The organism is Acinetobacter sp. ESL0695 (genome assembly GCF_029392135.1).
GTDB lineage: Bacteria > Pseudomonadota > Gammaproteobacteria > Pseudomonadales > Moraxellaceae > Acinetobacter > Acinetobacter pollinis.
Genome location: NZ_CP113932.1, coordinates 1,819,757 through 1,843,401, shown reverse-complemented (window position 1 = coordinate 1,843,401; position 23,645 = coordinate 1,819,757). Strand labels below are relative to the sequence as shown.

The 23,645-nt window shown below is 37.2% G+C and carries 20 protein-coding genes; all 20 read left to right on the top strand.

All coding sequences use genetic code 11. From position 1 onward, the window contains the following. The first annotated feature begins 11 nt into the window (after positions 1-11). The 20 genes from pcaB (at position 12) to OZX61_RS08690 (ending at position 23,641) form a co-directional block, all read left to right on the top strand. A complete protein-coding gene (gene pcaB, locus OZX61_RS08785; RefSeq protein ID WP_277094570.1) occupies positions 12-1,361 on the top strand; it encodes a 3-carboxy-cis,cis-muconate cycloisomerase in 1,350 nt (449 codons plus the stop codon). Position 1,362: 1 nt separating this feature from the next. Beyond that, a complete protein-coding gene (locus tag OZX61_RS08780) occupies positions 1,363-2,166 on the top strand; it encodes an alpha/beta fold hydrolase (RefSeq protein ID WP_277094569.1) in 804 nt (267 codons plus the stop codon). A 39-nt stretch (positions 2,167-2,205) separates the two neighbouring features. After that, positions 2,206-3,558, top strand: a complete 1,353-nt coding sequence (locus OZX61_RS08775; protein ID WP_195771161.1) for an MFS transporter — start codon at positions 2,206-2,208, stop codon at positions 3,556-3,558. Positions 3,559-3,573: 15 nt separating this feature from the next. Further along, positions 3,574-3,981, top strand: coding sequence for a 4-carboxymuconolactone decarboxylase (gene pcaC / locus OZX61_RS08770; RefSeq protein ID WP_277094568.1), 408 nt, complete (start codon positions 3,574-3,576; stop codon positions 3,979-3,981). Between the two features lie 13 nt (positions 3,982-3,994). After that, positions 3,995-4,720, top strand: coding sequence for a protocatechuate 3,4-dioxygenase subunit beta (pcaH, locus tag OZX61_RS08765; protein ID WP_277094567.1), 726 nt, complete (start codon positions 3,995-3,997; stop codon positions 4,718-4,720). 18 nt (positions 4,721-4,738) lie between these two features. Then, the gene (gene pcaG / locus OZX61_RS08760; RefSeq protein ID WP_277094566.1) at positions 4,739-5,368 is read left to right on the top strand and encodes a protocatechuate 3,4-dioxygenase subunit alpha; all 630 of its coding nucleotides are present in this window, start codon (positions 4,739-4,741) and stop codon (positions 5,366-5,368) included. Positions 5,369-5,434: 66 nt separating this feature from the next. After that, positions 5,435-6,301: a type I 3-dehydroquinate dehydratase gene (gene aroD / locus OZX61_RS08755; RefSeq protein WP_277094565.1), complete on the top strand. Its 867-nt coding sequence runs from the start codon at positions 5,435-5,437 to the stop codon at positions 6,299-6,301. Positions 6,302-6,323: 22 nt separating this feature from the next. Then, on the top strand, positions 6,324-7,778 hold the full coding sequence (locus OZX61_RS08750) for a right-handed parallel beta-helix repeat-containing protein (protein ID WP_277094564.1): 1,455 nt from the start codon (positions 6,324-6,326) through the stop codon (positions 7,776-7,778). A gap of 49 nt (positions 7,779-7,827) precedes the next feature. After that, on the top strand, positions 7,828-9,135 hold the full coding sequence (locus tag OZX61_RS08745; RefSeq protein WP_277094563.1) for a carbohydrate porin: 1,308 nt from the start codon (positions 7,828-7,830) through the stop codon (positions 9,133-9,135). An 80-nt stretch (positions 9,136-9,215) separates the two neighbouring features. Continuing rightward, entirely contained in the window at positions 9,216-11,642 is a 2,427-nt protein-coding gene (locus OZX61_RS08740; protein ID WP_277094562.1) for a glucose/quinate/shikimate family membrane-bound PQQ-dependent dehydrogenase, read from the top strand. Between the two features lie 241 nt (positions 11,643-11,883). After that, positions 11,884-12,114, top strand: a complete 231-nt coding sequence (locus tag OZX61_RS08735) for a transposase (protein ID WP_195771169.1) — start codon at positions 11,884-11,886, stop codon at positions 12,112-12,114. A 149-nt stretch (positions 12,115-12,263) separates the two neighbouring features. Next, complete coding sequence (locus tag OZX61_RS08730) at positions 12,264-12,476, top strand: cold-shock protein (protein ID WP_195771170.1); 213 nt, start codon at positions 12,264-12,266, stop codon at positions 12,474-12,476. Positions 12,477-12,734: 258 nt separating this feature from the next. Continuing rightward, on the top strand, positions 12,735-12,971 hold the full coding sequence (locus OZX61_RS08725; RefSeq protein WP_195774030.1) for a DUF2171 domain-containing protein: 237 nt from the start codon (positions 12,735-12,737) through the stop codon (positions 12,969-12,971). Positions 12,972-13,157: 186 nt separating this feature from the next. Further along, positions 13,158-13,718 carry an NAD(P)H-dependent oxidoreductase gene (locus OZX61_RS08720; RefSeq protein ID WP_277094561.1) on the top strand — a complete coding sequence of 187 codons (561 nt, stop codon included), beginning with the start codon at positions 13,158-13,160 and terminating at the stop codon, positions 13,716-13,718. Positions 13,719-13,935: 217 nt separating this feature from the next. Then, complete coding sequence (locus OZX61_RS08715) at positions 13,936-15,366, top strand: cytochrome ubiquinol oxidase subunit I (protein WP_277094560.1); 1,431 nt, start codon at positions 13,936-13,938, stop codon at positions 15,364-15,366. 2 nt (positions 15,367-15,368) lie between these two features. Beyond that, on the top strand, positions 15,369-16,373 hold the full coding sequence (cydB, locus tag OZX61_RS08710) for a cytochrome d ubiquinol oxidase subunit II (RefSeq protein ID WP_277094559.1): 1,005 nt from the start codon (positions 15,369-15,371) through the stop codon (positions 16,371-16,373). Positions 16,374-16,653: 280 nt separating this feature from the next. Continuing rightward, positions 16,654-18,333 carry a potassium-transporting ATPase subunit KdpA gene (kdpA, locus tag OZX61_RS08705; protein ID WP_277094558.1) on the top strand — a complete coding sequence of 560 codons (1,680 nt, stop codon included), beginning with the start codon at positions 16,654-16,656 and terminating at the stop codon, positions 18,331-18,333. Positions 18,334-18,344: 11 nt separating this feature from the next. After that, a complete protein-coding gene (gene kdpB / locus OZX61_RS08700) occupies positions 18,345-20,354 on the top strand; it encodes a potassium-transporting ATPase subunit KdpB (RefSeq protein ID WP_277094557.1) in 2,010 nt (669 codons plus the stop codon). Positions 20,355-20,369: 15 nt separating this feature from the next. Next, the gene (gene kdpC, locus OZX61_RS08695; RefSeq protein ID WP_277094556.1) at positions 20,370-20,981 is read left to right on the top strand and encodes a potassium-transporting ATPase subunit KdpC; all 612 of its coding nucleotides are present in this window, start codon (positions 20,370-20,372) and stop codon (positions 20,979-20,981) included. A gap of 23 nt (positions 20,982-21,004) precedes the next feature. Then, positions 21,005-23,641, top strand: coding sequence for a sensor histidine kinase KdpD (locus OZX61_RS08690; protein ID WP_277094555.1), 2,637 nt, complete (start codon positions 21,005-21,007; stop codon positions 23,639-23,641). Positions 23,642-23,645: the final 4 nt, after the last annotated feature.

Below are 23,645 nucleotides of genomic sequence, written 5' to 3'. Positions count from 1 at the left end.
AGGAAGTGATTATGCGCCAGCTCTATGCCAGCCTATTTTATCAGAACAAGGTCGTTGATATTTTTAGCGATCGTGCTTTGATATCTTATCTCATCGATGTTGAAGTTGCCTTAGCAGAGGTACAGGCTGAACTTAATATTATTCCAATAAATGCGAGTAATACCATTCAACACGTGGGTTTAACTGCTTTAGATAAAATAAGTTTTGATGATTTAACTGTTGCTACAGGGCTTGCAGGTAATGTCGTTATTCCTTTTGTTAAGCAATTTACAGCGCTTGTAAAAGAAGTAGATGAAGAGGCATCTCGTTATGTGCATTGGGGTGCAACAAGTCAAGATATTCTAGATACGGCTTGCATTTTACAATGTCGAGATGCACTCGAAATAATTAAATCAATTCTCTTAAAATGCTATCAAACCTCTCTTTTCCAAGCGGATCAATATCGTAGTCAAGTGATGATGGGAAGAACATGGTTACAGCAAGCACTTCCCATTACTTTAGGACATAAGTTTGCACGTTGGGCTTCTGCATTTAAACGTAATTTAGATCGCATCGAAGAGATTGAAAAAAGGGTTTTTGTCGCGCAGTTAGGCGGTGCAGTAGGTTCATTGGCATCTTTAGGGAAAGATGGGACAGTCGTTGTTCAAACTTTTGCGCAAAAACTACAGTTGTCTCCTCCTGTCTGTACATGGCACGGTGAGCGAGATCGAATCGTTGAAATTGGCAGCATTTTGGCATTGATTACAGGCAATCTTGGCAAAATGGCCCGAGATTGGTCGTTACTCATGCAAACTGAAATTTCTGAAGTTTTAGAGCCCTCAGCTCAAGGTCGGGGTGGCTCTTCAACTATGCCACATAAGCGTAACCCTGTGGCTGCAGCATCAGTACTTGCTGCTGCAAACCTTGTTCCAGCGTTAATGTCGAGTCTCTATCAAAGTATGATACATGAGCATGAGCGTGGCTTAGGTGGATGGCATGCAGAATGGTTGTCTTTACCTGAAATATTTAAGCTAACTGCAGGTGCATTAGAACAAACCTTTGCTGTTCTCAAAGATATGGAAGTAGATGTCGAACACATGCATTTAAATCTTGAGCGTACAAATGGTTTAGTGATGGCTGAAGCGGTGATGATGGCTTTAGCACCTTCACTTGGCCGCTTAAACGCGCATCATATTGTTGAAAAAGCATGCCAGCAAGCAGTTGCAGAGGGTATTCATTTGAAAACTATTATTTCTCAGATGGACGCAGTCAAAGCGCACTTTAGTGATCATCAGATTAATGAAATATTCGATCCGACATCTTATTTAGGCAATATTCAAGACCAAATTGATGCCGTCTTGCAAGAAGCAAAGGAAGAATAAAATGAATTATAAAAATGAGCATATTCAAGTGGTAAGTCGGGCAGGAAAAATACTTGCAGTACAAATGGTTGGAAAAAGTACAGCGCCTACAATTATGTTTTCAAATTCATTGGGTACAGATCATGCAATGTGGCAATCACAAGTTGCGCAATTGAAACAAACCTATCAGATCATTACTTACGATACACGTGGACATGGGAAAAGTGAGGTTGCTAAAAGCAATCAGTTAAAAGACTTAGCTGAAGATGTCATTGATATTCTTAATGCACTTGAGATTAAGAAGGTACACTTTTGTGGTATTTCGATGGGAGGATTAACTGCACTGTGGTTAGGTATCTATCAGGCTGAACGTTTCCATAGCATTACCATCGCTAACTCGGCAGCTAAAATCTGGAATGAAGAGGGATGGAATACACGTGCAGATGATGTTGAACGTCATGGTTTAGATGGTTTAGTTGCATCGACACATCAACGTTGGTTTAGTGATAGTTTTGACTATAAACACGATGATGTCGCACAGCTCGCAATTCAAAGTTTAAAAGATACAAATCCTCAAGGGTATGCCGATGCATGCCGTGTCTTAGCAAGAGCAAATCTTCAAGATAATATTTCTGTTATTTCTATTCCAACACTGATTATTGCTGGCAAAACGGATCCTGTAACAACGATTAACGATGCAACATTCATGCACGAACATATTGTAGGAAGTCAGTTGTATTTGATAGATGCATCTCACCTTTCTAATGTTGAGCAACCTGAATGTTTTACTCGCGCCTTAGATAGTTTTATTAAATCTATTCAGTAACTTCTCAAATGAAAAGGACTTTAAGCCAAGGAGGCAAGGATGTCCAAGGATTATAATGCGCAAGGTCATAGTTTAGATGCTCAAGCACTTATTAATAATGCTCCATTTAGTAGATATCAGTGGCTCATCGCAATAATTTGTTTCTCTATTGTATTTGTTGACGGTATTGATACTGCGGCAATGGGATTTATCGCACCTGCATTGGCACAAGATTGGGGAATAGACCGTTCTGAGCTTGGCCCTGTAATGAGTGCTGCATTGGGTGGAATGATTGTAGGTGCATTGGTTTCAGGCCCAATGGCTGATCGTTTTGGGCGTAAAATTATCCTAGCTTTGTCGATGCTCATGTTTGGTGGTTTTACCTTGGCATGTGCATATGCTTCGAATTTAGAGAGCTTGGTTATTTTTCGTTTTTTAACTGGTATTGGTTTAGGTGCAGCAATGCCGAATACCACTACACTTTTTTCTGAATATTGCCCAACACGTATGCGTTCATTTTTAGTTACCTGTATGTTTTGTGGTTATAACTTAGGAATGGCAATCGGTGGCTTTTTAAGTAGTTGGCTTATTCCAACTTTTGGATGGCATAGTTTATTTCTACTTGGAGGTTGGGCCCCACTATTTTTAATGTTGTTGGTAGTCTTTGTATTGCCTGAATCTTATCGTTTTTTAATTGTTAAGAATTATCCTGTAGAAAAAATTAAACATATTTTACAACGTATTGTGCCTGATCAAGTGCGTGACGTTAGAAATTTTCATATTCCCCAAGAAAACATTGAATTAGCAAATAAACATAATGTTTTTGGTATGTTGTTTTCATCTAAATACATCAAAGGCACATTATTGCTTTGGCTGACTTATTTTATGGGGTTGGTCATGATTTATTTGCTCACGAGTTGGTTACCAACGCTTATGCATGAAACAGGAGCATCGCTTGAGCGTGCAGCATTTTTAGGCGGGTTATTTCAATTTGGTGGCGTAATAAGTGCTTTATTCATTGGTTGGGCAATGGATCGCTTTAATCCAAATCGTATTATTGCAGGCTTTTATTTGGCAGCAGGTCTTTTCGCAATTGTGGTTGGCCAAAGCTTAGGGAGTCCCACTTTACTGGCTCTATTTATCTTGTGTGCGGGTATTGCAGTCAATGGCGCACAATCGGCAATGCCTGTTTTAAGTGCACGATTTTATCCAACGCAATGTCGTGCGACAGGGGTGGCATGGATGTCAGGTATAGGGCGTTTTGGTGCAGTCTTTGGTGCTTGGATTGGTGCAGTACTTTTAGGCAACCATTGGTCATTTACCATGATTTTAAGCATGTTGATTATCCCAGCATCTACAGCAGCAATAGCAATCTTTATTAAATCATTTGTTGCACATACCGATGCAAGTTAGTGAGAGGTACATCTAATGAATGACAATGAGCGTTACAAGCAAGGTATAGCGGTTCGCAGTGAAGTTCTAGGTGAGGAACATGTGAGTCGTTCTATTCATAAATTAAATGATTTTAATGATGACTTTCAGAATTTTATTACTCGTTTTGCATGGGGAGAGATATGGTCACGTCCAGGTCTGACAAGGCATACACGTAGTTTAGTCACAATTGCTATTTTACTTGGACTTGGTCGGGAAGCTGAGTTAAAAATGCACTTAAGAGCCTGTTTTAACAACGGGGTAACTAAAGAAGAGTTAAAGGAATTAATTCTGCATTGTTCACTATACGCAGGTTTACCTGCTGCCAATGCTGCTATGCATATGGCGGAAGAGGTATTTGAAGCATTGGATATCCAACCTGAAAAAGTGAATCAAGATTTATAAGGAAAGAAATCATATGTCAAAGCTGATATTAGGTACTTATGCACAGCGTAATAGTGATGACCATCCGCCTGCTTACGCACCAGGTTATAAGACCAGTGTACTGCGTTCGCCTAAGAATGCACTTATTTCAATTGCTGAAACTTTAACAGAGGTCACTGCACCTCATTTTTCACCCAGTTTATTTGGTGAAAAAGACAATGATCTTATTCTGAATCATGCAAAAGACGGTTTACCAATTGGTGAGCGTGTCATTATTCATGGCTATGTACGTGATCAATTTGGACAGCCTGTTAAAAATGCATTGCTTGAAGTTTGGCAAGCAAATGCTTCTGGACGTTACCGACATCCGAATGATCAATATATTGGTGCGATGGATCCAAATTTTGGTGGCTGTGGTCGTATGTTAACAGACGCTCATGGTTATTTTATATTTCGTACGATTAAACCGGGTCCATATCCTTGGCGTAACCGTATAAATGAATGGCGTCCTGCACATATTCATTTCTCATTAATTGCAGATGGTTGGGCACAACGCCTAATTTCACAATTCTATTTTGAGGGTGATCCTTTAATTGATACTTGCCCGATTATAAAAACGATTCCATCTGAACAGCAACGTAAGGCACTTATTGCACTTGAAGATAAAAGTAATTTTATTGAAGCAGACAGTCGTTGTTATCGATTTGATATTACCTTACGTGGTCGTCGGGCCACTTATTTTGAAAATCACCTGACTTAAAAAGATGGAGTTTACAGAATGAATAATTGGAATATTCAAGAAATGAAAGAAACACCCTCTCAAACAGGCGGCCCTTATGTACATATTGGTCTATTGCCGAAACAGGCCAATATTGATGTATTTGCATATAACTATGACAACAATCTTGTGCAGGACAAAACAGAAGGTCAGCCTATTCGTATAGAGGGTCAAGTATTTGATGGCTTAGGTTTACCTATGCGCGATGTATTACTAGAAATTTGGCAAGCCGATGCAAATGGAGCTTACCCAAGTACAGCAGATATACAGGGCAAGCAAGCAGATCCTTACTTTGCTGGTTGGGGAAGAACCGGCGCAGATTTTAAAACTGGTTTTTGGCATTTTAATACGATTAAACCCGGTCAGGTGAAAGGACGAAAAGGTGCGCTACAAGCACCACATATTGCACTTATTATTTTCGCCAGAGGAATCAATCTTGGTTTGAATACCCGTATTTATTTTGATGATGAAATTCAAGCCAATCAAGAAGATCCTGTTTTAAATAGCATTGAATGGGCGACTCGCCGACAAACTTTAATTGCCAAGCGAGAAAACCATGAAAACGAGATTGTTTATCGATTCGATATTTATATTCAAGGAGAACATGAAACTGTATTTTTTGATATTTAGCTGATGGCATGAGAGCAAGCTTTATACATGAAGTATATCGCTTATTCATTTTACAAGGATATGTAAATGATGAATTTTCAAAGTGTTTTGAAAAAAATATATTGTGGTGTGTTGATGTCATTATCCATTATTTCAACTGGATATACTTCAGAAAATATATCTCCAATAGCAAAGAACAACTATGTCGTTAAACATTTGAATTTGAGTGAGTTACCCGTTAAAACGATTGTACCTATTGCAGCCACAACTAGAGTGCAGGCAATTGCTCAGGCAAAGCAAATTGCAATGAATAAAGATGCTGATATTGCTGAGTTTAGAGTAGATTTACTCGATTTTGCCAGTGATACCAAGCAAGTCATTGCTTTAGGAAAAGAAATAAATGACATTCTAAAAGTTAAGCCTTTATTGGTGACCATTCGCACTGCCAATGAAGGTGGGAAGCTTAACGTAAGTGATGAAATATACGAGAACATTTATAAAGCCTATCTCGAAGCTCCATTTTTTCAATTAATTGATATTGAAATGTTTCGTCATGAAAATATCGTATCTGAATTGACCACTTTGGCACACCAAAAAAATATTTTGGTTGTAATGTCGAATCACGAATTTAATCAAACACCTAGTGAAAAAGAGATTGTTCGCCGTTTATTAAAACAAGATCACATGGGTGCGGATATTTTAAAAATAGCTGTTATGCCAAAGTCTAAACAAGATGTTTTTACTTTGATGAATGCAACGCTTGAAGTAAGCGAACGTACTCCAAAAACGTTATTAACGATATCCATGGGACATTTAGGTCAAATCTCTCGAGTTGCTACAGCAAACATGGGTGGAAATCTAAGTTTTGGAATGATTGATAAAGCCTCAGCACCTGGTCAAATTGATGTGACAGAGCTGAAGAAATTTCTTAAAACTGTCCAGCCTATCCAATAAATGATTGACAAAGGAATATGTCATGAAATCTAAATCTCTCTCTCTTTTCATTTTAAGTCTAGCTACGTCATGTTTGACGATGGCAGAAACATATCATGTCAATCGCTATGAAGATGATGGCGAAAAGGGCTCATTAAGATGGGCTATTGAACAGTCTAATGCCAATACAACGCAAGAAAATCAAATTCTGATTGAAGCCGTGGGGCAATCACCTTATGTGATAAAAATAAATAAGCCATTACCACCGATTCGTTCCTCTTTAAAAATTATTGGGACACAATGGGAAAAGACAGGCGAGTTTATTACGCTTGATGGTTCGAACTATATTCCTGATGAAGGTGTAAAAGCCTGTCCTGGTGCAGTGTCAGGGCAGTATGGAACTAATGTGCGAACAATGACCCTACCAGGTCTGGTTTTACAGGATGTAAATGGTATTACAATTAAAGGTCTTGATATCCATCGGTTCTGTATAGGTATATTAGTTAATCGTTCGAGCAATAATCTTATTCAGCATAACCGAATTAGTAATAATTATGGTGGCTCAGGCATTATGATTACTGGAGATGATGGGAAGGGTAATCCAACATCGACCACAACGAATAATAACAAGGTGCTTGATAATATATTTCAAGACAATGGTGATGGGTTAGAACTCACACGTGGGGCTGCTTTTAACCTTGTTGCAAATAATTTATTTACAAACAGCAATGCAAATCCAGAACCATCGCAAGGAATTGAAATTTTATGGGGGAATGACAATACGATTATTGGCAATAAATTTGAAAACTATTCAGATGGTTTACAGATTAATTGGGGAAAGCGTAACTATGTTGCTTATAACGAGATTAGTCAAAACTCACTGGGTTTAAATCTTACAGGTGATGGAAATATATTTGATAGTAACCGAATTCATAATAATCGTATTGGTGTGGCTATTCGTTCAGAAAAAGATATCAATGCACATATCACACTGACAAAAAATCAGATTTGGAATAATAGTAAGGACATTAAACGATGTGAAGCAGGTGGCTCTTGCATAAAGAATCAGCGTCTTGGAGCCATTATATTTTCCGTGCCTGCACTTGAGCATGAGGGTTTTGTTGGCTCACGTGGAGGTGGTGTCGTCATTGAACCGAATAAATTACAAAAAACATGTAGCCAAAAAAATCAAGAAAACTGTAATCCGATACCTAATCAAAATATTCAACCACCTACATTAAGTTTTAAAAATAAGGAAGTGACTGTACAGGTAAAGGGCATGCCTAATCATCGCTATAAGGTTGAATTTTTTGGAAGTTCTCATGCTTATTTACATGAAGCTGAACAATATTTAGGGTCAAAAATAGTAGTCACAAACTCCGAGGGTCTTGCCAAAGCAAATTGGCGACCAAGTGTAATTATGCCTTCACTGACTGCAACAGTTACAGATGATTTGGGTGCAACCTCCGAACTAAGTCAAGCTGTTCAGACCAAATAACAATATTTGAATAAGGATATTGTTTCAGTCTAGGAATGAGGAATATGAGATGCAACATGTACTAAAACTAGGTGCAGTGTTGGTAACACTTTTGAGTAATCAAATTCTACTGGCACAAGATGATCGGCAATGGTTATTTGGCGATTGGGATGGACAGCGCCAACAACTTGAAAAACAAGGCTATAGATTTACAGCATCTATTATGAGCCAAGCAGCAACGAATTTAGACGGTGGGTATAATACCAACCGTACATTTGAAAATGCGGCACAGCTAAGTTTAGGTGCAAATCTAGATTTAACTAAGATTGTAGGTTGGAAAGATACGACGGCTACAGTTTTAATTACAAAGCGAGACGGAAATGCTTTAACCCTAGAACGTATTAAAGACCCTCGGTCGATCACATTAGGAAATACGCAGGAAGTTTATGGGCGTGGAAAAATTTGGCGACTTACACAGGCATGGGTCAAAAAAGGATTTAATGACAATACTGTTCAGTTAAAAATAGGACGTATGGGAATGTCTGAAGATTTTAATAGTTCACAATGTGAATTTCAAAATCTTCTTTTGTGTGGTGGACAATTAGGTAAATCAATTGGTTCGATTTGGTATAACTTTCCTGTTGGTTTATGGGGTGTAAATATCAAATATCAGTTTGCCCCTGACTGGAACATTGGTTTAGGTATTTATGAAGTAAATCCTGATAACGTGAAAACGATATCGAATCGAGATGGCTTTAACCTAGACATGAACCATGTTAAAGGTGCAACCTTACCCGTTGAGTTGGTATGGAAACCCAAGCTAAGTCTGTTTAATGGCTTACCTGGTGAATATAAAATCGGTGCTTTGTACTCTACAGCAGATGCCAATGATGTCGTGAATACAGCAAAGCTACATAATAATAAACACAGTTTTTGGTTAAACACCCAACAGCAATTGACGAGCCATCAGGGTGATGAAAAAAGAGGTCTTTTTGCTAGCTTAAATATGGTTGTCAATGACAAAGCAACCACCGCTGTACAAAGTACTCAGCAACTCGCATTTTGGTATAAGGGTTTTTTTGACTATCGTCCCAATGACTCAATAGGGTTTGGACTTGCGAATTATGTTGTTAATAAATGGTTACGTGATCATCAAATAGCGCTGAATAATAGTCGTAATTATACGGAATATGACATGTTTGCTGTGGATTATGTGCCTATTCAATCTGATGAATTAAATGTTGAGTTGAACTATACATACCAGTGGTCTCCTGCTGTGATGATACGCCCAAATGTTCAATATATTTATCAGCCAGGTGGAATTAAAGATATTCAAAATGCATGGGTTGCAGGGCTGAGTATGCGTTTAAATTTTTAACTTGAAAATGTATTAACCCTTTATGACTACGATTTACAGAGTTTTGGACGTAATAGTCATTGTGATATATGGAGAGATGGATGTCTCATTCTCAAAGAAAAGCCAATATTTTATTCAAGATATGGTGTGTAATATTGGGTCTTGTATTATTACTAACAAGTCTATTTTACATTATTGGTGGTGGTAAGCTCGTAAGCCTCGGTGGCTCATGGTATTTCTTGCTTACAGGTCTCATTATTCTTGCTTCATCTTTCTTTATATTTAAAAGAAAGTCACTTGGTGTTCTAGTTTATATATTTGCATTTGTCGTGACCGTAATTTGGGCACTTTACGATGCAGGTTTTGATTTTTGGGCATTACATTCTCGTTTAATGTTTCCTGCGGGTTTATTTGCTGCATTGCTGTTTACTCTTCCTTATCTGAGTGAGCATAAAGCAACTGGATATAAAAAAACTTCATATGCTTTGGGTGGACTTACTGTTTTAGGAATGATAGTAGGTCTATACGGTATGTTTGTCCCTCATCCTACAGTGAAGGCTTCAGGTCAAGATCAAAATTTAATTCCTGTAAACCCTGACAATAAACAAGTGAATTGGCAAAATTATGGTAACGATGCTGGAGGGAGTCGCTTCGTTGCGTTAGATCAGATCAATCGTACCAATGTGAAAAATCTTAAAGAAGTATGGCGGTTCCGTACTGGTGATTTTACTACGGGTACAGGAAATGGGGCTGAAGATCAAATGACCCCTCTGCAAGTTGGAAATAAAGTATTTTTATGCACGCCACACAATAATATAATTGCCGTAGACGCAGATACCGGGAAAGCACTTTGGAAAGCCGAGGTAAATTCAACTGCGGATGCTTGGGAGCGTTGTCGAGGTGTGGCTTACTTCGATTCGACTGAACCTTTAATGCAACCTACTTTAGCAGGTGCGACACCTATACCGACGGTATCAACGAATTCATTTTGCCCAAAACGAGTGTATACCAATACAGTAGATGGGCGATTAATCGCAGTGAATGCAGATACGGGTGAACGCTGTAAAGATTTTGGTGTAAATGGTACGGTCAATTTACATGAAGGTCTGGGTGATGGCACCAAAGCACCACGTTTTGAAGTGACTTCAGCACCGACTATAGCAGGGACTACCATTGTAGTGGGAAGTCGAATTGCCGACAATGTTGCAGCAGATATGCCAAGTGGGGTCATTCGTGGGTATGATGTGATTACAGGTAGATTGCGTTGGGCATTTGATCCACGTAATCCAAATACGAATGAAACACTAAAATCTGGAGAGATTTATAAGCGTAGTGGTGCAAATGCTTGGGCAGCAATGTCGTACGATCCAAAGATGAATACTGTCTTCTTACCTATGGGTAGCTCATCTGTAGATGTATGGGGAGGAAATCGTACTGAAGCTGATCATAAATACAATACCTCTGTATTGGCACTAGATGCGACAACAGGAAAAGAAAAATGGGTTTATCGTACTGTAAATAATGATTTATGGGATTTTGATTTACCAATGCAACCGAGTTTAATCGACTTTCCAATGAAAGATGGAACATTGAAACCAGCTGTAGTCATTGGAACAAAGTCAGGTCAGTTTTATGTATTAGATCGGGTTACAGGCCTTCCGCTTACTAAAGTCGTGGATCAGGAAGTAAAGGTTGCAGATATTCCAAATGAGCAGTACAGCAAAGTACAGCCTCGCTCTGTAGAAATGCCTCAGATTGGGAATCAGACACTTAAAGAATCAGACATGTGGGGAGCAACGCCGTTCGACCAGCTACTTTGTCGAATCAGCTTTAAATCAATGCGTTATGATGGGTTATACACTGCACCTGGTACAGATGTTTCCTTAAGCTTTCCAGGGTCACTCGGTGGCATGAATTGGGGCTCAATAGCATTTGATCCAACTCATCGTTATATGTTTGTGAATGATATGCGTCTAGGTTTATGGATTCAGCTCATTAAGCAAACTCCTGAAGATATAAAAGTTAAGGCAAATGGGGGTGAAAAAGTAAATACTGGTATGGGTGCTGTTCCAATGAAGGGCACGCCTTATAAGGTAAATAAAAATCGATTTATGTCTGTGCTGGGAATCCCATGCCAAAAACCACCATTTGGAACACTTACTGCAATTGATTTAAAAACACGGGAAATAGCATGGCAAATTCCTTTGGGTACTGTGGAAGATACAGGGCCACTAGGAATAAAAATGGGCTTGAAAGTACCTATTGGTATGCCAACGATTGGGGGGGCAATGGCAACGCAAGGAGGACTTGTTTTCTTTGCAGCAACGCAAGACTATTATTTAAGAGCATTTAACTCATCAAATGGTCAGGAGCTATGGAAAGCGAGATTACCTGTAGGAAGTCAAGGAACACCAATCAGTTATGTTTCACCAAAGACAGGAAAACAATACATTGTTATTTCAGCAGGTGGAGCACGTCAATCACCAGATCATGGGGATTATGTGATCGCGTATGCGTTAGATAAATAGACAGCGAGATATAAATTTAAAAGAGGGAATAAAAGATTTCCTCTTTTTTATTAAGTCAGTACAGTTGTCATATCTCTTTTAGAGAAAAAAACGATGACCTAAAGATCATTTTTTAGAAAATTAATTATTCAAACCAATTGCTTTTAGCGCACTAAATGTATAGGATAAATCATCTTGAATGTACTCGCGTACTTCAAAACATATATTTAGTTTTTAAAATAGCACATCTATTGAAATGTGCATGAAATGGTACAAATTGGAAAAGATTGTAAAACGTATAGCCATTGCAATAAATGGCGATGAAATTCATGTAAAAATTATCCCGAATGAAATGAGACAAAACACTTCTACGGGGTTTATGAATGTAGAAGTTGGGAAAAAGATTCTTTTAGAGTCTGGTCAAGAAGTAAGTTTAAACTTAGATGGGAAAAGTTTTTATACTTCGATCAATCAAATGTATAGATTAGCGTAATTCAAAAATATAGCGACTCCGCTGTATTTCCACCCACTAGAATTTTGGTTCTTCATTATAATAATGACGCAGTATTTATTTCAAAAGTCCTACGTTTTTAATTTGAAATTTCAATCTTCTAGTTTTTTACTAGAAAAGAGGACATCTCTATGTCAACAAATGTACAAACTGGCGTTGTTAAATGGTTTAACGATACAAAAGGTTTCGGCTTTATTCAAACACAAGATGGTCAAGACGTATTTGCTCATTTTAAAAACATTCAATCTGAAGGTTTTAAAAGCTTAACTGAAGGCCAACGCGTAGAGTTCATCGTAACTCAAGGCCAAAAAGGTCTACAAGCAGAAAACATCCGCGCGCTATAATTTTTAGCAAACGTGATATCAGCCTATTAATTTAATATTAGTAGGCTTTTTTTATACATTAAACTTGAGAAACTTACATAGCTTTACGCTAAATACAATATTGTTCAAATAGAAAAGTATTTGTGTAGATTTAAATGTTGAGTGTAATGTTGTATGCAATGAATGTTTATATTGCACCTATGTACTAGTAATTCTGTATGAATTGGATTAGCTTATAAACACGCTAATTGCGGCGTGAAAAAATAATAGGAAAATAAAATGACAATTAATACTCAAGAAATTAAAGAACATGCAAACGTTATCGCTTCTTGTGGAAAGCACATTGGCACTGTAGACCACTTAGAAGGCACTGATCAGATTAAATTAACCAAAAATGATTCTAGCGATGGTCATCATCATTTAATTCCAGTAGCGTGGGTTGCTGAAGTCAAAGATGGTGATGTCATTTTAAGTAAAAATGCACAAGAAGTTGAAGACAGTTGGAAAGCGCTATAATGTATTTAAAGCGCATCTGCTAAAGTTAAAAGGACATAAATTATATTTATGTCCTTTTTATTTTTACCAGTCATATTTTATTTGGATTTAAAATAATACACTTTTTGATATTAATTTTTTGGTTTTATATCATTAAATATATATTGCGGAAAATAAAAACAAATTATTTTTTTAGGGTGTTAATTAATGAATATTAAAATTATTACGGCAAGTATTCGTAAAGGTCGTATTGGGCCACAAATATCGAATTGGATTTTCGAATATATTCAAAAAAATATGCAGCATGATGTAGAAATTATTGATTTAAAAAAATGGAATCTTCCCGGTGATGATGAGCTATATTTACCAGCGACTGGTCACTATATTCAATTACATACACAAAAATGGAGTAAAAAAATAGAAAGTGGAGATTTATTTATTTTTGTTTTTCCGCAGTACAACTGGGGATATCCTGCTGCACTAAAAAATGCAATTGATCACTTGTATCATGAGTGGAGTGAGAAACCCGTATTGATGGTTTCATATGCAAATAGAGGTGGGGGCAAAGCAGCAAACCAGCTTCAGCAAGTTGCTGAGGGGTTGCATATGCATAATTTAAGTGATCGGTTAGAAATCAGTTTAAAAGATATGAGTTTTGATAGTGAAGGACAGTTAAATCAACCTATTATCAGTTTATATCCTTACGAGAAAAAATTAAATAATTTATTATTTGAATCATTTGAATTTATTAAAAATAAAACCTTATAAATTATTTATTTTTTTATAATTGGAAAAAGAGTAATAATATTTAAATAAACACCATATATTTGAAATATTTGTTTATTAAATACATATAATTAGATAAAAAATACTTTTTTATAATCTGTTATGGTTTTTTTTCTATATCTGTATCTAGAATATAAATATCTAAGTGCTATGGTTGGTTATTTATAAACCCAGATTTTTTAGATTTCTAGGAGAGATAATGGATTTAGGTCTAACAGCGCTAGAGCTGGCGAGGATTCAGTTTGCCTTTACCGTATCCTTTCATATTATATTTCCAGCTACGTCTATTGGTCTTGCCTGTTTTTTAGCATTACTCGAGTGGCGTTGGTTAAAAACAGATGATCCAGTGTATAAAGACTTATTTAAGTTTTGGATTAAAATCTTTGCGATTGCATTCGGCATGGGAGTGGTCTCTGGTGTCGTCATGAGCTATCAGTTTGGAACAAACTGGAGTGAATTCTCTAGAATAGCAGGCAGTGTTACAGGCCCTTTATTAACCTATGAAGTACTTAGTGCATTTTTCTTAGAAGCAGGATTCTTAGGAATTATGCTATTTGGTTGGGGGCGTGTAAGTAAAAAAGCACACTTCTTTGCTACCTTAATGGTGGCAATTGGAACATGTATTTCCATGTTTTGGATTTTGTCATCAAATAGTTGGATGCAAACGCCACAAGGTTTTGCTATAGAAAATGGCATTATTGTGCCTACAGACTGGTTTGCGATTGTTTTTAATCCATCATTTCCTTATCGCTTTGCACATATGGCAACGGCTGCATTTTTAGTGTCTTCTTTACTTGTTGTTGGCGTAGCTGCATGGCATTTGCTTAAAGGGCGTCGAGATGAATTGGTTAAGAAGTCTTTTTCACTAGGACTATGGATGGTGTTAGTCACCTCTATAGGTCAAGTATTTATTGGCGATCAGCATGGTTTAAATACCCTTAAATATCAACCTGCAAAAATTGCAGCAGTTGAGGGGCATTGGCACACAAATCATGACGAAGGTATGCCTTTACTTCTGTTTGCAATTCCAGATATGCAAAGTGAATCAAATAAGTTTGAAGTAGGTATTCCGAATTTAGGTAGCTTGATTTTGACACATAGCCTAGATGGTACTGTCAAAGGCTTAAAAGAATATCAACCACAAGATCGTCCAAATGCACTTATTGTATTTTGGAGCTTTAGGGTGATGGTAGGCTTAGGAATGCTTATGGTTGCATTGTCACTCATAGCACTTTGGCTTAGAAAAAAACAAAGACTGTATACATCACATTGGTTTCATCGATTCGCTACAGTAATGGGGCCAACGGGATATATCGCTTTACTTGCAGGTTGGGTTACGACCGAAGTGGGTCGTCAACCGTGGGTTGTCTATGGCGTTATACGTACTCAAGATGGTTTGTCTCATACAGTGTCTGCCGATCAGGTTGGAATTACACTTATTATTTTTGTTCTGGTCTATGCCGTAGTTTTTGGTAGTGGTATTTACTATATGTTGAAAGTCATTAGAAAAGGTCCTGAGATTGTATATTCAGACTTATCTGAGCCAGTGGGTCATGGGCATTTTAAAACACCAATGCGACCATTGAGTGCAGTGGATGATGATTTAGATACAACGAAGAAAGGAGAATAATGATGCTTGATCTTTCTTTAATTTGGGTTGTCATTATTGCCTTTGGTGTATTTACTTATGTTGTACTTGATGGTTTTGATTTGGGAATAGGCATTTTATTTCCTTTTATTAAAGATCATCAAGAACGTGATGTCATGATGAATACTGTTGCTCCAGTATGGGATGGTAATGAGACATGGATGGTTTTAGGTGGTGCGGGGTTATATGCTGCATTTCCATTGGTGTACTCCACAGTATTATCTGCACTATATATGCCTATTATTCTTATGGTCATTGCACTGATTTTTAGAGGCGTTGCATTTGAATTCCGCTTTAAAGCACATAGAACTAAATACTTGTGGGATATTGCATTTATTTGGGGTTCAATTTTTGCTAGTTTCCTTCAAGGGGTAATTTTAGGAGCATATATACAAGGTATTCGAACTGAACATGGTGTGTTTGCTGGAAATGCTTTAGATTGGGTTACACCATTTTCTTTATTTACCGGTGTTGGGGTTGTCGTCATGTATGCTGCTTTAGGCTGTGCTTGGTTAATTTTAAAGACTGAAGCCAGTTTACAGCAGATGATGTATTCGCTTATGCCTAAACTAACATGGGCATTACTGTTTATATTTTTGGCAGTTAGTGTATATACGCCATTACAACATGCCGCAATAGCCGCACGTTGGTTTGCGATACCTAATATTTGGTATTTAAGTCCTATACCAATTTTGGTACTGCTTTGTAGCTATTTAATTCTTAAAGCATGTAAAGGCGAGCATGATAAAAAACCATTTATTTATACCTTAGGTTTAGTCTTTCTTGCTTTTATTGGATTTATGGTGAGCTTATATCCATATATTATTCCGCCGTCAATTACAATTTGGGAAGCAGCTTCTCCACGTTCTAGTCAGTTATTTGCTTTGGTTGGGGCAGTCATCCTTATTCCTATTATTATGATCTATACCGCAATGTCTTATTGGGTGTTTAAAGATAAAGTGAGAGTAGGAGATGAGGGATACCATTAAGGAGGTTTATATGAAGAAGTCTTTTAAACATTTTTCATCGACACAATGGTTTATTCTATTATGGCTCTTGGGATTCTTTGCCTTAGCTTTAATTGCGGGTATGTTTAAATTACTTTTATATTTTGCGTACTAGCCTATAAGAAATTGATCAATCTTGGCCAATATTGTCAGGGTTGATCAAAAATTTACGTAAATTTTACGCGAAATTATTTTCCTTTATAGAGAATTTACGGGAAGACTTTAGATAATTCAGATCACATTTTTGTAAATGGTATCTGACATGTGGGAAGTTCTTTCCGTATTTGTTGTTTCATTATTGTTGGCATATCCTCTAGGCGGATATCTTGCAACGATTTTGCAAGATCGACCAATGAAAAGTGACAGTGTATTTAAATGGATTGAGAAACCTATTTATGCGCTGATGGGTGTTAAAAATAATGGAATGAATTGGAGGCAATACCTATCTGCTTTTCTCTTAAGCAATGTATGTCTGCTTATTTTTAGTATTATTATTTTAATGACTCAAGCATGGTTACCATTAAATCCAGACCATGTTCCAAATATGAGTTGGGACTTAGCACTTCATACTTCTATCTCTTTTTTAACCAATACAGATCAACAGCATTATTCAGGCCAAGCACAATTATCATATTTTTCACAAATGACGATGATTACGGGCTTGCAATTTCTTTCTCCCTTAATTGGTCTAACCCTTGTTGTTGCCGTCTTACGCGCTTTATTTTTGCAACCTAATCATAACAAAAATGAAAAAACATGGGCTTCAATTAATTTAGGAAATTATTGGCGCGATATTGTTAGAGTGCTATTTAGGTTTTTATTACCCATAACTTTTGCTTTTTCACTTTTACTTAATAGCCAAGGTGTGCCTTCGACATTGTCTGCAGGGCCTACTGTTCAAACTATAGAAAATAATTCACAACATATTCCTCTTGGTCCTGTCGCTGCGATGGTGGCAATCAAACAATTGGGGAGTAATGGTGGTGGTTGGTATGGTCCAAACAGCGCAGCGCCTTTGGAGAACCCAACGCCATTTTCTAATTGGCTCGAAATGGTCGCAATTTTACTTATTCCACTAGCTGTTATTTTTATGGTGGCAAGGTTCGTACAGCGTAAAAAACTGATGTGGATGATTTTTGGCAGTATGTTGTTTATGTCGATTATTTCTACAAGTTTGAGTTTATGGACAGAACAATATTCATTACAACCCAATGATGCTTTATTAGAAGGAAAGGAAGTTCGATTTGGTGCTGAATCTTCTGCATTGTGGAGTGCATTAACCACACAAGTAAATAATGGCTCTGTAAATATGATGCACGATTCGCAGTCACCTTTAACAGGATTGATCGAGATGTGTAATATGCTGATTAATGCCATTTGGGGTGGCATTGGATGTGGCTTATTACAGTTTCTTATTTACCTGTTCTTGGCTGTATTTATTGCAGGCTTAATGACAGGCAGAACACCTGAAATATTTGGCTATAAAATTGAAACGACAGAAATTAAGTTGTTATCTGTGGTTATTTTACTACAGCCTATCGTCATTCTTATGTTAACAGCAATTGCCTTGGCGAACCCAGCACTTACAGGGAATTCAAACCCTGCTTTTCATGCAATTTCACAAGTTTTTTATGAGTATACCTCTGCTTATGCAAACAATGGTTCGGGTTTTGCGGGACTAGGAAATAATACCGTATGGTGGAATGTATCTGCCAGTATTGCTTTGCTTGCAGGCCGTTATAGTACCTTAATTGTTCCTTTACTGATTGCTGTAAGCCTTGCATCTAAGCAAAAAGTGGCTCAGGGCAAAGGCACATTAAATATAGAGTCAGTGACCTTTGCGCTCATGCTTATAGGTATTGTCCTTATTCTTACATTGTTGCAATTTATGCCTGTTTTAGTACTAGGCCCAATTGCAGATTTCCTATCTATTCAAGTTTAAGAGGCAAAGATATGAAACATGCGATCAGTTCTAAAGCAAATTTTTTGAATAAAGAGATTGTTCAACATACATTTATTAAATTTTTACCGCAGTACGCATTTAAAAACCCTGTGATGGCATGTGTATGGCTAGGTACAATTCTTACTATTGGGGCAACAATATTTGGTTATAGCCAACTTGGGTTAGGTATTAGTTTAAGCTTTATTTTATTCATTACGATTTGGTTTGCAAATTTTGCAGAAGCAATTGCAGAGGCAAAAGGTCGTGGACAAGCATCTTCTTTAAGACAGGCACGTGAAAATTTATTTGCCTATCGTCTTATCGATGATCAAAGTAAAACTGAAAAAATTGCAGCTCATCTTCTTAAAAAAGATGATGTTGTAATTGTAAAAGCTGGCGAACTCATTCCTGCCGATGGTGAAATTATAGAAGGTTTTGCGACGATTAATGAGTCAGCAGTGACAGGTGAGTCTGCGCCTGTGCTGCGTGAAGCTGGTACAGATAAAACGGGTGTGATTGGTGGAACAAAAGTTTTAACGGACCAAATTATTGTCAAAGTGAGTAATGAGGCTGGCAATAGCTTTTTAGACCGAATGATTGCACTTGTAGAGGGTTCAAGCCGTCAGAAAACACCCAATGAAATTGCTTTGGGTATCTTACTTAATGTCATGACAATAACGTTTATTGCGGTTGTGGTCACACTCCCTTTTATTGGATCAATCGTTCATATTCAAATAAATATTGTACTTTTGGTTGCGCTTCTTGTCTGTCTCATTCCAACTACAATTGGTGGTTTACTTCCTGCAATTGGTATTGCAGGGATGAATAGGGCACTCAAAGTAAATGTTTTAGCCAAATCGGGTAAGGCTGTAGAAGTAGCAGGCGATGTAGATGTACTACTGTTAGATAAAACGGGAACAATTACCTATGGTGATCGTCAAGCAACTGCATTTTATCCACTGACTGGAGTGACCTCATCGCTTTTAAGACAAGCAGCGATGAGTAGTTCTTTTGCCGACCCAACACCTGAAGGAAAGTCAATTGTGAAACTTGCCCAATCTTTGGGAGAAACGCTTGAGTCTGCCTCAGATGCTGTATTTATTCCATTTAGTGCAGCTACACGTATGTCGGGTGTCGATTTGAAAGATGGTACAAATATTCGTAAAGGTTCACTTGACGCAATTTTAAAATTTACAGCAATGGATATTACGCAACTGAGTGAATTAAAAATCAAAGTAGATGAAGTTGCATCCAAAGGTGCAACTCCATTGGTCGTGGCATTAAATCAGAGAATATTGGGTGTTATCGAATTGTCTGATGTGATTAAAGAAGGCATCAAGGCAAGGTTTGATCTCTTTAGAGAAATGGGTATAAAAACCATAATGGTTACTGGTGATAACCCACTTACAGCAGCAGCAATTGCAGCAACGGCTGGTGTAGATGACTATATTGCAGAGGCTAGACCTGAAGATAAATTGGCATGTATTCGAGCAGAGCAAAAAAAGGGGCATTTGGTTGCAATGGTTGGAGATGGAACAAATGATGCCCCTGCATTAGCACAAGCAGATATTGGCTTGGCAATGAACTCAGGAACACAAGCTGCAAAAGAAGCAGGAAATATGGTTGATCTTGACTCAGACCCTACTAAATTATTAGATATTGTTGAAATTGGTAAACAGCAATTGATTACACGAGGTGCTCTAACCACGTTCTCACTTGCAAATGACGTTTCAAAATATTTTGTTATTTTACCTGCCTTATTTGCTGTGGCTGTACCTCAATTAAATGTACTTAATTTTCTCAAGCTTTCTAGCCCAACAAGCGCAGTGTTATCAGCACTTATTTTTAATGCCTTGATTATTCCTGCACTAATTCCACTTGCATTACGTGGTGTTAAATTTAAACCTGCGAGCGCACTAAGTTTATTACGCCGTAATATGCTGATTTATGGCGTAGGTGGCGTAATTTTACCTTTTATTGTCATAAAAATGATTGACTTAATTGTAAGTTGTTTCTTATAGAGTTTGGAGAGAAAAATGAATACACATGATACGGCTTTAATCTCTGAAGAGAAACAGCCTGTAATAAGACAAAGTATTGGGTTAATGGTTTTAGGGTTTATTGGAACGGGTCTAATTTATTGTGTTTTACAAACAAATATTGCACAACTGATTTTTCCATTTCAGGCCAATGGGAGTGTTATACAACAGCAGAGTAAAGCAGTTGGTTCGTTGTTAGTTGCTCAAAACTTTCATAACCCTCGTTATTTTCAAGCACGACCGAGTGCAATTAATTATGACCCAATGGCAATGGGAGGAAGTAATTTAGCAATAAGTAATCCCGATTTACTTAAACATATTTCTGAACGTAGACAGCAGTTTGCAAAATTCAATGATGCCGATTTACAGAGTGTACCTTTAGATATGTTAACTGCTTCAGGAAGTGGAATTGATCCTGAAATCTCTCCTGAAAGTGCAGCGTTGCAAATAAGTCGAGTAGCAAAACAAAGACATATCGCTATTGATGAAATACAGAAACTGGTGAATGCCTATACCTATGACAAGCAATTTGGTTTTTTAGGCATGCCTCGTGTTAATGTTTTACAGTTAAATCTTGCACTTGATGCCTTGCAACATAATCATTCATAAAGAGCAGACAAGGATGTAGTGTCATGGACATTGATCGTAATGTAAGAGCAGATGCATGGCTATCTCATAGTCAACGTGATGAGCAAGGTCGCCTTACATTATTTCTTGGCGCTGCTCCGGGTGTTGGTAAGACTTATACAATGTTAAGTCGTGCTCATGAGTTAATGGCTCAACAAATTCATATTGCTGTAGGAATTGTGGAAACACATGGACGTGTGGAAACAGAAGCACTTGTGGCAGGATTAAATGTGATACCCAGAAAAAGAATTTCATACAATGATTATTTCCTAGAGGAAATGGATTTAGATGAGATTTTACGGGTAAAACCACGGATTGTTTTGGTCGATGAGCTTGCACATACTAATGTAAAAACAAGTCGACATGAACATCGCTGGCAGGATGTAAATGAACTTTTAGATGCTGGAATTGACGTTTATAGTACGTTAAATATTCAGCATCTGGAAAGTTTAAATGATGTCATATATAAAATAACGGGTATACGTGTGACAGAGACAGTACCTGACGGTTTCTTTCAACGATTAAAAGACATCCGCTTAGTTGACTTACCAATTTCTGAATTATTAGAACGTTTAAAACAAGGCAAGGTTTACATTCCAGAGCAAGCACAATATGCATTAAATGGCTTTTTTAAAGCCAATCATTTAACAGCATTGCGTGACCTTGCTTTACAGTTTGTTGCTGAAAATGTCGATGTTCATTATAGAGAAAATGGGCAAATCTTAGGAAAAACGGTTCCTATTCAAAGTCATCTGATGTTAATCATGTATGATGGTCATGCATCTGAAGACTTGGTAAGAAGGGCACATCGGCTAGTGCAACATTCTAATACTCTGTGGAGTGTGGTTTATATTGGGAGAACCAAAGTAAAAGGTGCTCAATCTTTATTAGTAACAAAAGTTTTAAGTCTAGCAAGACAGCTTGGCGCACAAACACATTATATTTATTCTGATGATGTTCCTTCTAGTATTCTCAATACAGCATATCACCATGGTATTTCTCAAATACTTCTTGAATATCCAGTATCATGGTCTTTAGCTTCATGGAAATATCGAAGGATAGTGCAACAGATTTTATCGAAATCACACCCTTTTGAAGTTACTTTAGTGCAAAATAAGCACTCTACAAAAAATACTCAACAGTCTATAAAAAAGATGATCTTTACTTCAAAAATAACTTTAAAAGAAAGTATTGAAAGTGTCATTATTATTGCTTTAGGGGTACTGTGTGCAAGTATTTTAGATCATTATGTGGGTTACAATGATTTAGCAATTATTTTTATTTTAACAGTAATGATGATTGCTGTACGTACACAGATGCTTATGACGATCTTGAGTGTATTTTTATGTTTTATTCTTTATAACTATTTATTCATTGAACCACGATATACCTTACAGATTAGCGCTCACGAAGGTGTTATTACCATATTTTTATTTTTAGGCTGTGCTCTTATTGTCGCTAGGTTGGCGAGTCAACTAAAAGAAAAAATAAGTAGTCTAAAAACTGCAAACTCGATTGCGATGCAACTTCAAGATTTAGAACGTAAACTTTCAAACTGTTTGAGTCTAAATGATGTGATGAGTATTGCAAAAGATCATCTAGAAAGAAATTTACACGTCGATATTTGGATACGTTTCGGAGATTTCTCTCAAACAATAGATGTTTTATCTGAAAAAGAAATTATTGCAGCCGATTGGACACAAAGAAATCTTCAGCCGTGTGGTCGTTTTACAAAAACATTAAACCAATCTGATTGGTGGTTTATACCTCTTCCTTTACAAAAGGAGAGCGGTGTAATTGGTATAAGATATCATTCCCTAAAGAAAAAACTGAGTTTTGAGGAGCATCGCCTGATCGATTTAATGATCGAAGATATTATTCAAACTGCTTCACGAATACAGTTGTCGTTACAGTTAGAAGATGCTCGGGTAACCAATGAAACAGAAAAATTACGCTCAGCATTATTATCATCTGTATCACATGATTTACGTTCGCCGTTGGCAGCGATGATTGGTGCTGCAGATACGCTTCGTTATTTTGGGAAAGATATACCAGAATCTGAGTATATGGAACTGCTTGATATGATTCATAGTGAAGGGGGGCGTTTAGATCGTTATATAAAAAATTTATTAGATATGACGCGATTAGGGCATGAGGGGTTAACGCTTGCAAGAACAGAAGTGTCCATTGAAGATGTGATTGATTCTGCAGTCAAACGCTTAATTTCTTATCAAGATGATTTAAAAATCAAATGCTATATTCCTGCTTCTTTACCTCCAATGAGTATTCATCCTGCTTTAATTGAACAAGCAATTTTTAATGTTTTAGAGAATGCTGCAAAGTTTTCACCTGTAAATGTTCCTATTGTAGTCAAAGCCATTAACTTGGAAGATCGAATACTACAAATAGATATAATTGATGAAGGGCCAGGTATACCTGAAGTAGAAAGAGACGAAATTTTTAGTATGTTTTATACCATGCAACGAGGAGATCGTAATCCGACAGGGACGGGCTTAGGATTAACCATTGTTAAGGGAATTGTAGGTGCGCATATGGGAAAAATTGAGGCCTTATCTGCATTTGAAACGTATGGGACGCTTGTAAGAATACAACTTCCTTTTCATTTAGAAACGAACCATTAGGAAA

Excerpts from the sequence above, each read along its gene's own strand:
- pcaC (WP_277094568.1), top strand. The coding sequence starts at position 3,574 with ATGAATGACAATGAGCGTTACAAGCAAGGTATAGCGGTTCGCAGTGAA.
- OZX61_RS08725 (WP_195774030.1), top strand. The coding sequence starts at position 12,735 with ATGACAATTAATACTCAAGAAATTAAAGAACATGCAAACGTTATCGCT.
- OZX61_RS08720 (WP_277094561.1), top strand. The coding sequence starts at position 13,158 with ATGAATATTAAAATTATTACGGCAAGTATTCGTAAAGGTCGTATTGGG.
- OZX61_RS08750 (WP_277094564.1), top strand. The coding sequence starts at position 6,324 with ATGAAATCTAAATCTCTCTCTCTTTTCATTTTAAGTCTAGCTACGTCA.
- kdpC (WP_277094556.1), top strand. The coding sequence starts at position 20,370 with ATGAATACACATGATACGGCTTTAATCTCTGAAGAGAAACAGCCTGTA.
- OZX61_RS08735 (WP_195771169.1), top strand. The coding sequence starts at position 11,884 with ATGAAATGGTACAAATTGGAAAAGATTGTAAAACGTATAGCCATTGCA.
- OZX61_RS08740 (WP_277094562.1), top strand. The coding sequence starts at position 9,216 with ATGTCTCATTCTCAAAGAAAAGCCAATATTTTATTCAAGATATGGTGT.
- aroD (WP_277094565.1), top strand. The coding sequence starts at position 5,435 with ATGATGAATTTTCAAAGTGTTTTGAAAAAAATATATTGTGGTGTGTTG.
- OZX61_RS08780 (WP_277094569.1), top strand. The coding sequence starts at position 1,363 with ATGAATTATAAAAATGAGCATATTCAAGTGGTAAGTCGGGCAGGAAAA.
- OZX61_RS08690 (WP_277094555.1), top strand. The coding sequence starts at position 21,005 with ATGGACATTGATCGTAATGTAAGAGCAGATGCATGGCTATCTCATAGT.
- OZX61_RS08745 (WP_277094563.1), top strand. The coding sequence starts at position 7,828 with ATGCAACATGTACTAAAACTAGGTGCAGTGTTGGTAACACTTTTGAGT.
- OZX61_RS08775 (WP_195771161.1), top strand. The coding sequence starts at position 2,206 with ATGTCCAAGGATTATAATGCGCAAGGTCATAGTTTAGATGCTCAAGCA.
- pcaH (WP_277094567.1), top strand. The coding sequence starts at position 3,995 with ATGTCAAAGCTGATATTAGGTACTTATGCACAGCGTAATAGTGATGAC.
- pcaB (WP_277094570.1), top strand. The coding sequence starts at position 12 with ATGCGCCAGCTCTATGCCAGCCTATTTTATCAGAACAAGGTCGTTGAT.
- kdpB (WP_277094557.1), top strand. The coding sequence starts at position 18,345 with ATGAAACATGCGATCAGTTCTAAAGCAAATTTTTTGAATAAAGAGATT.
- cydB (WP_277094559.1), top strand. The coding sequence starts at position 15,369 with ATGCTTGATCTTTCTTTAATTTGGGTTGTCATTATTGCCTTTGGTGTA.
- pcaG (WP_277094566.1), top strand. The coding sequence starts at position 4,739 with ATGAATAATTGGAATATTCAAGAAATGAAAGAAACACCCTCTCAAACA.
- OZX61_RS08715 (WP_277094560.1), top strand. The coding sequence starts at position 13,936 with ATGGATTTAGGTCTAACAGCGCTAGAGCTGGCGAGGATTCAGTTTGCC.
- kdpA (WP_277094558.1), top strand. The coding sequence starts at position 16,654 with ATGTGGGAAGTTCTTTCCGTATTTGTTGTTTCATTATTGTTGGCATAT.
- OZX61_RS08730 (WP_195771170.1), top strand. The coding sequence starts at position 12,264 with ATGTCAACAAATGTACAAACTGGCGTTGTTAAATGGTTTAACGATACA.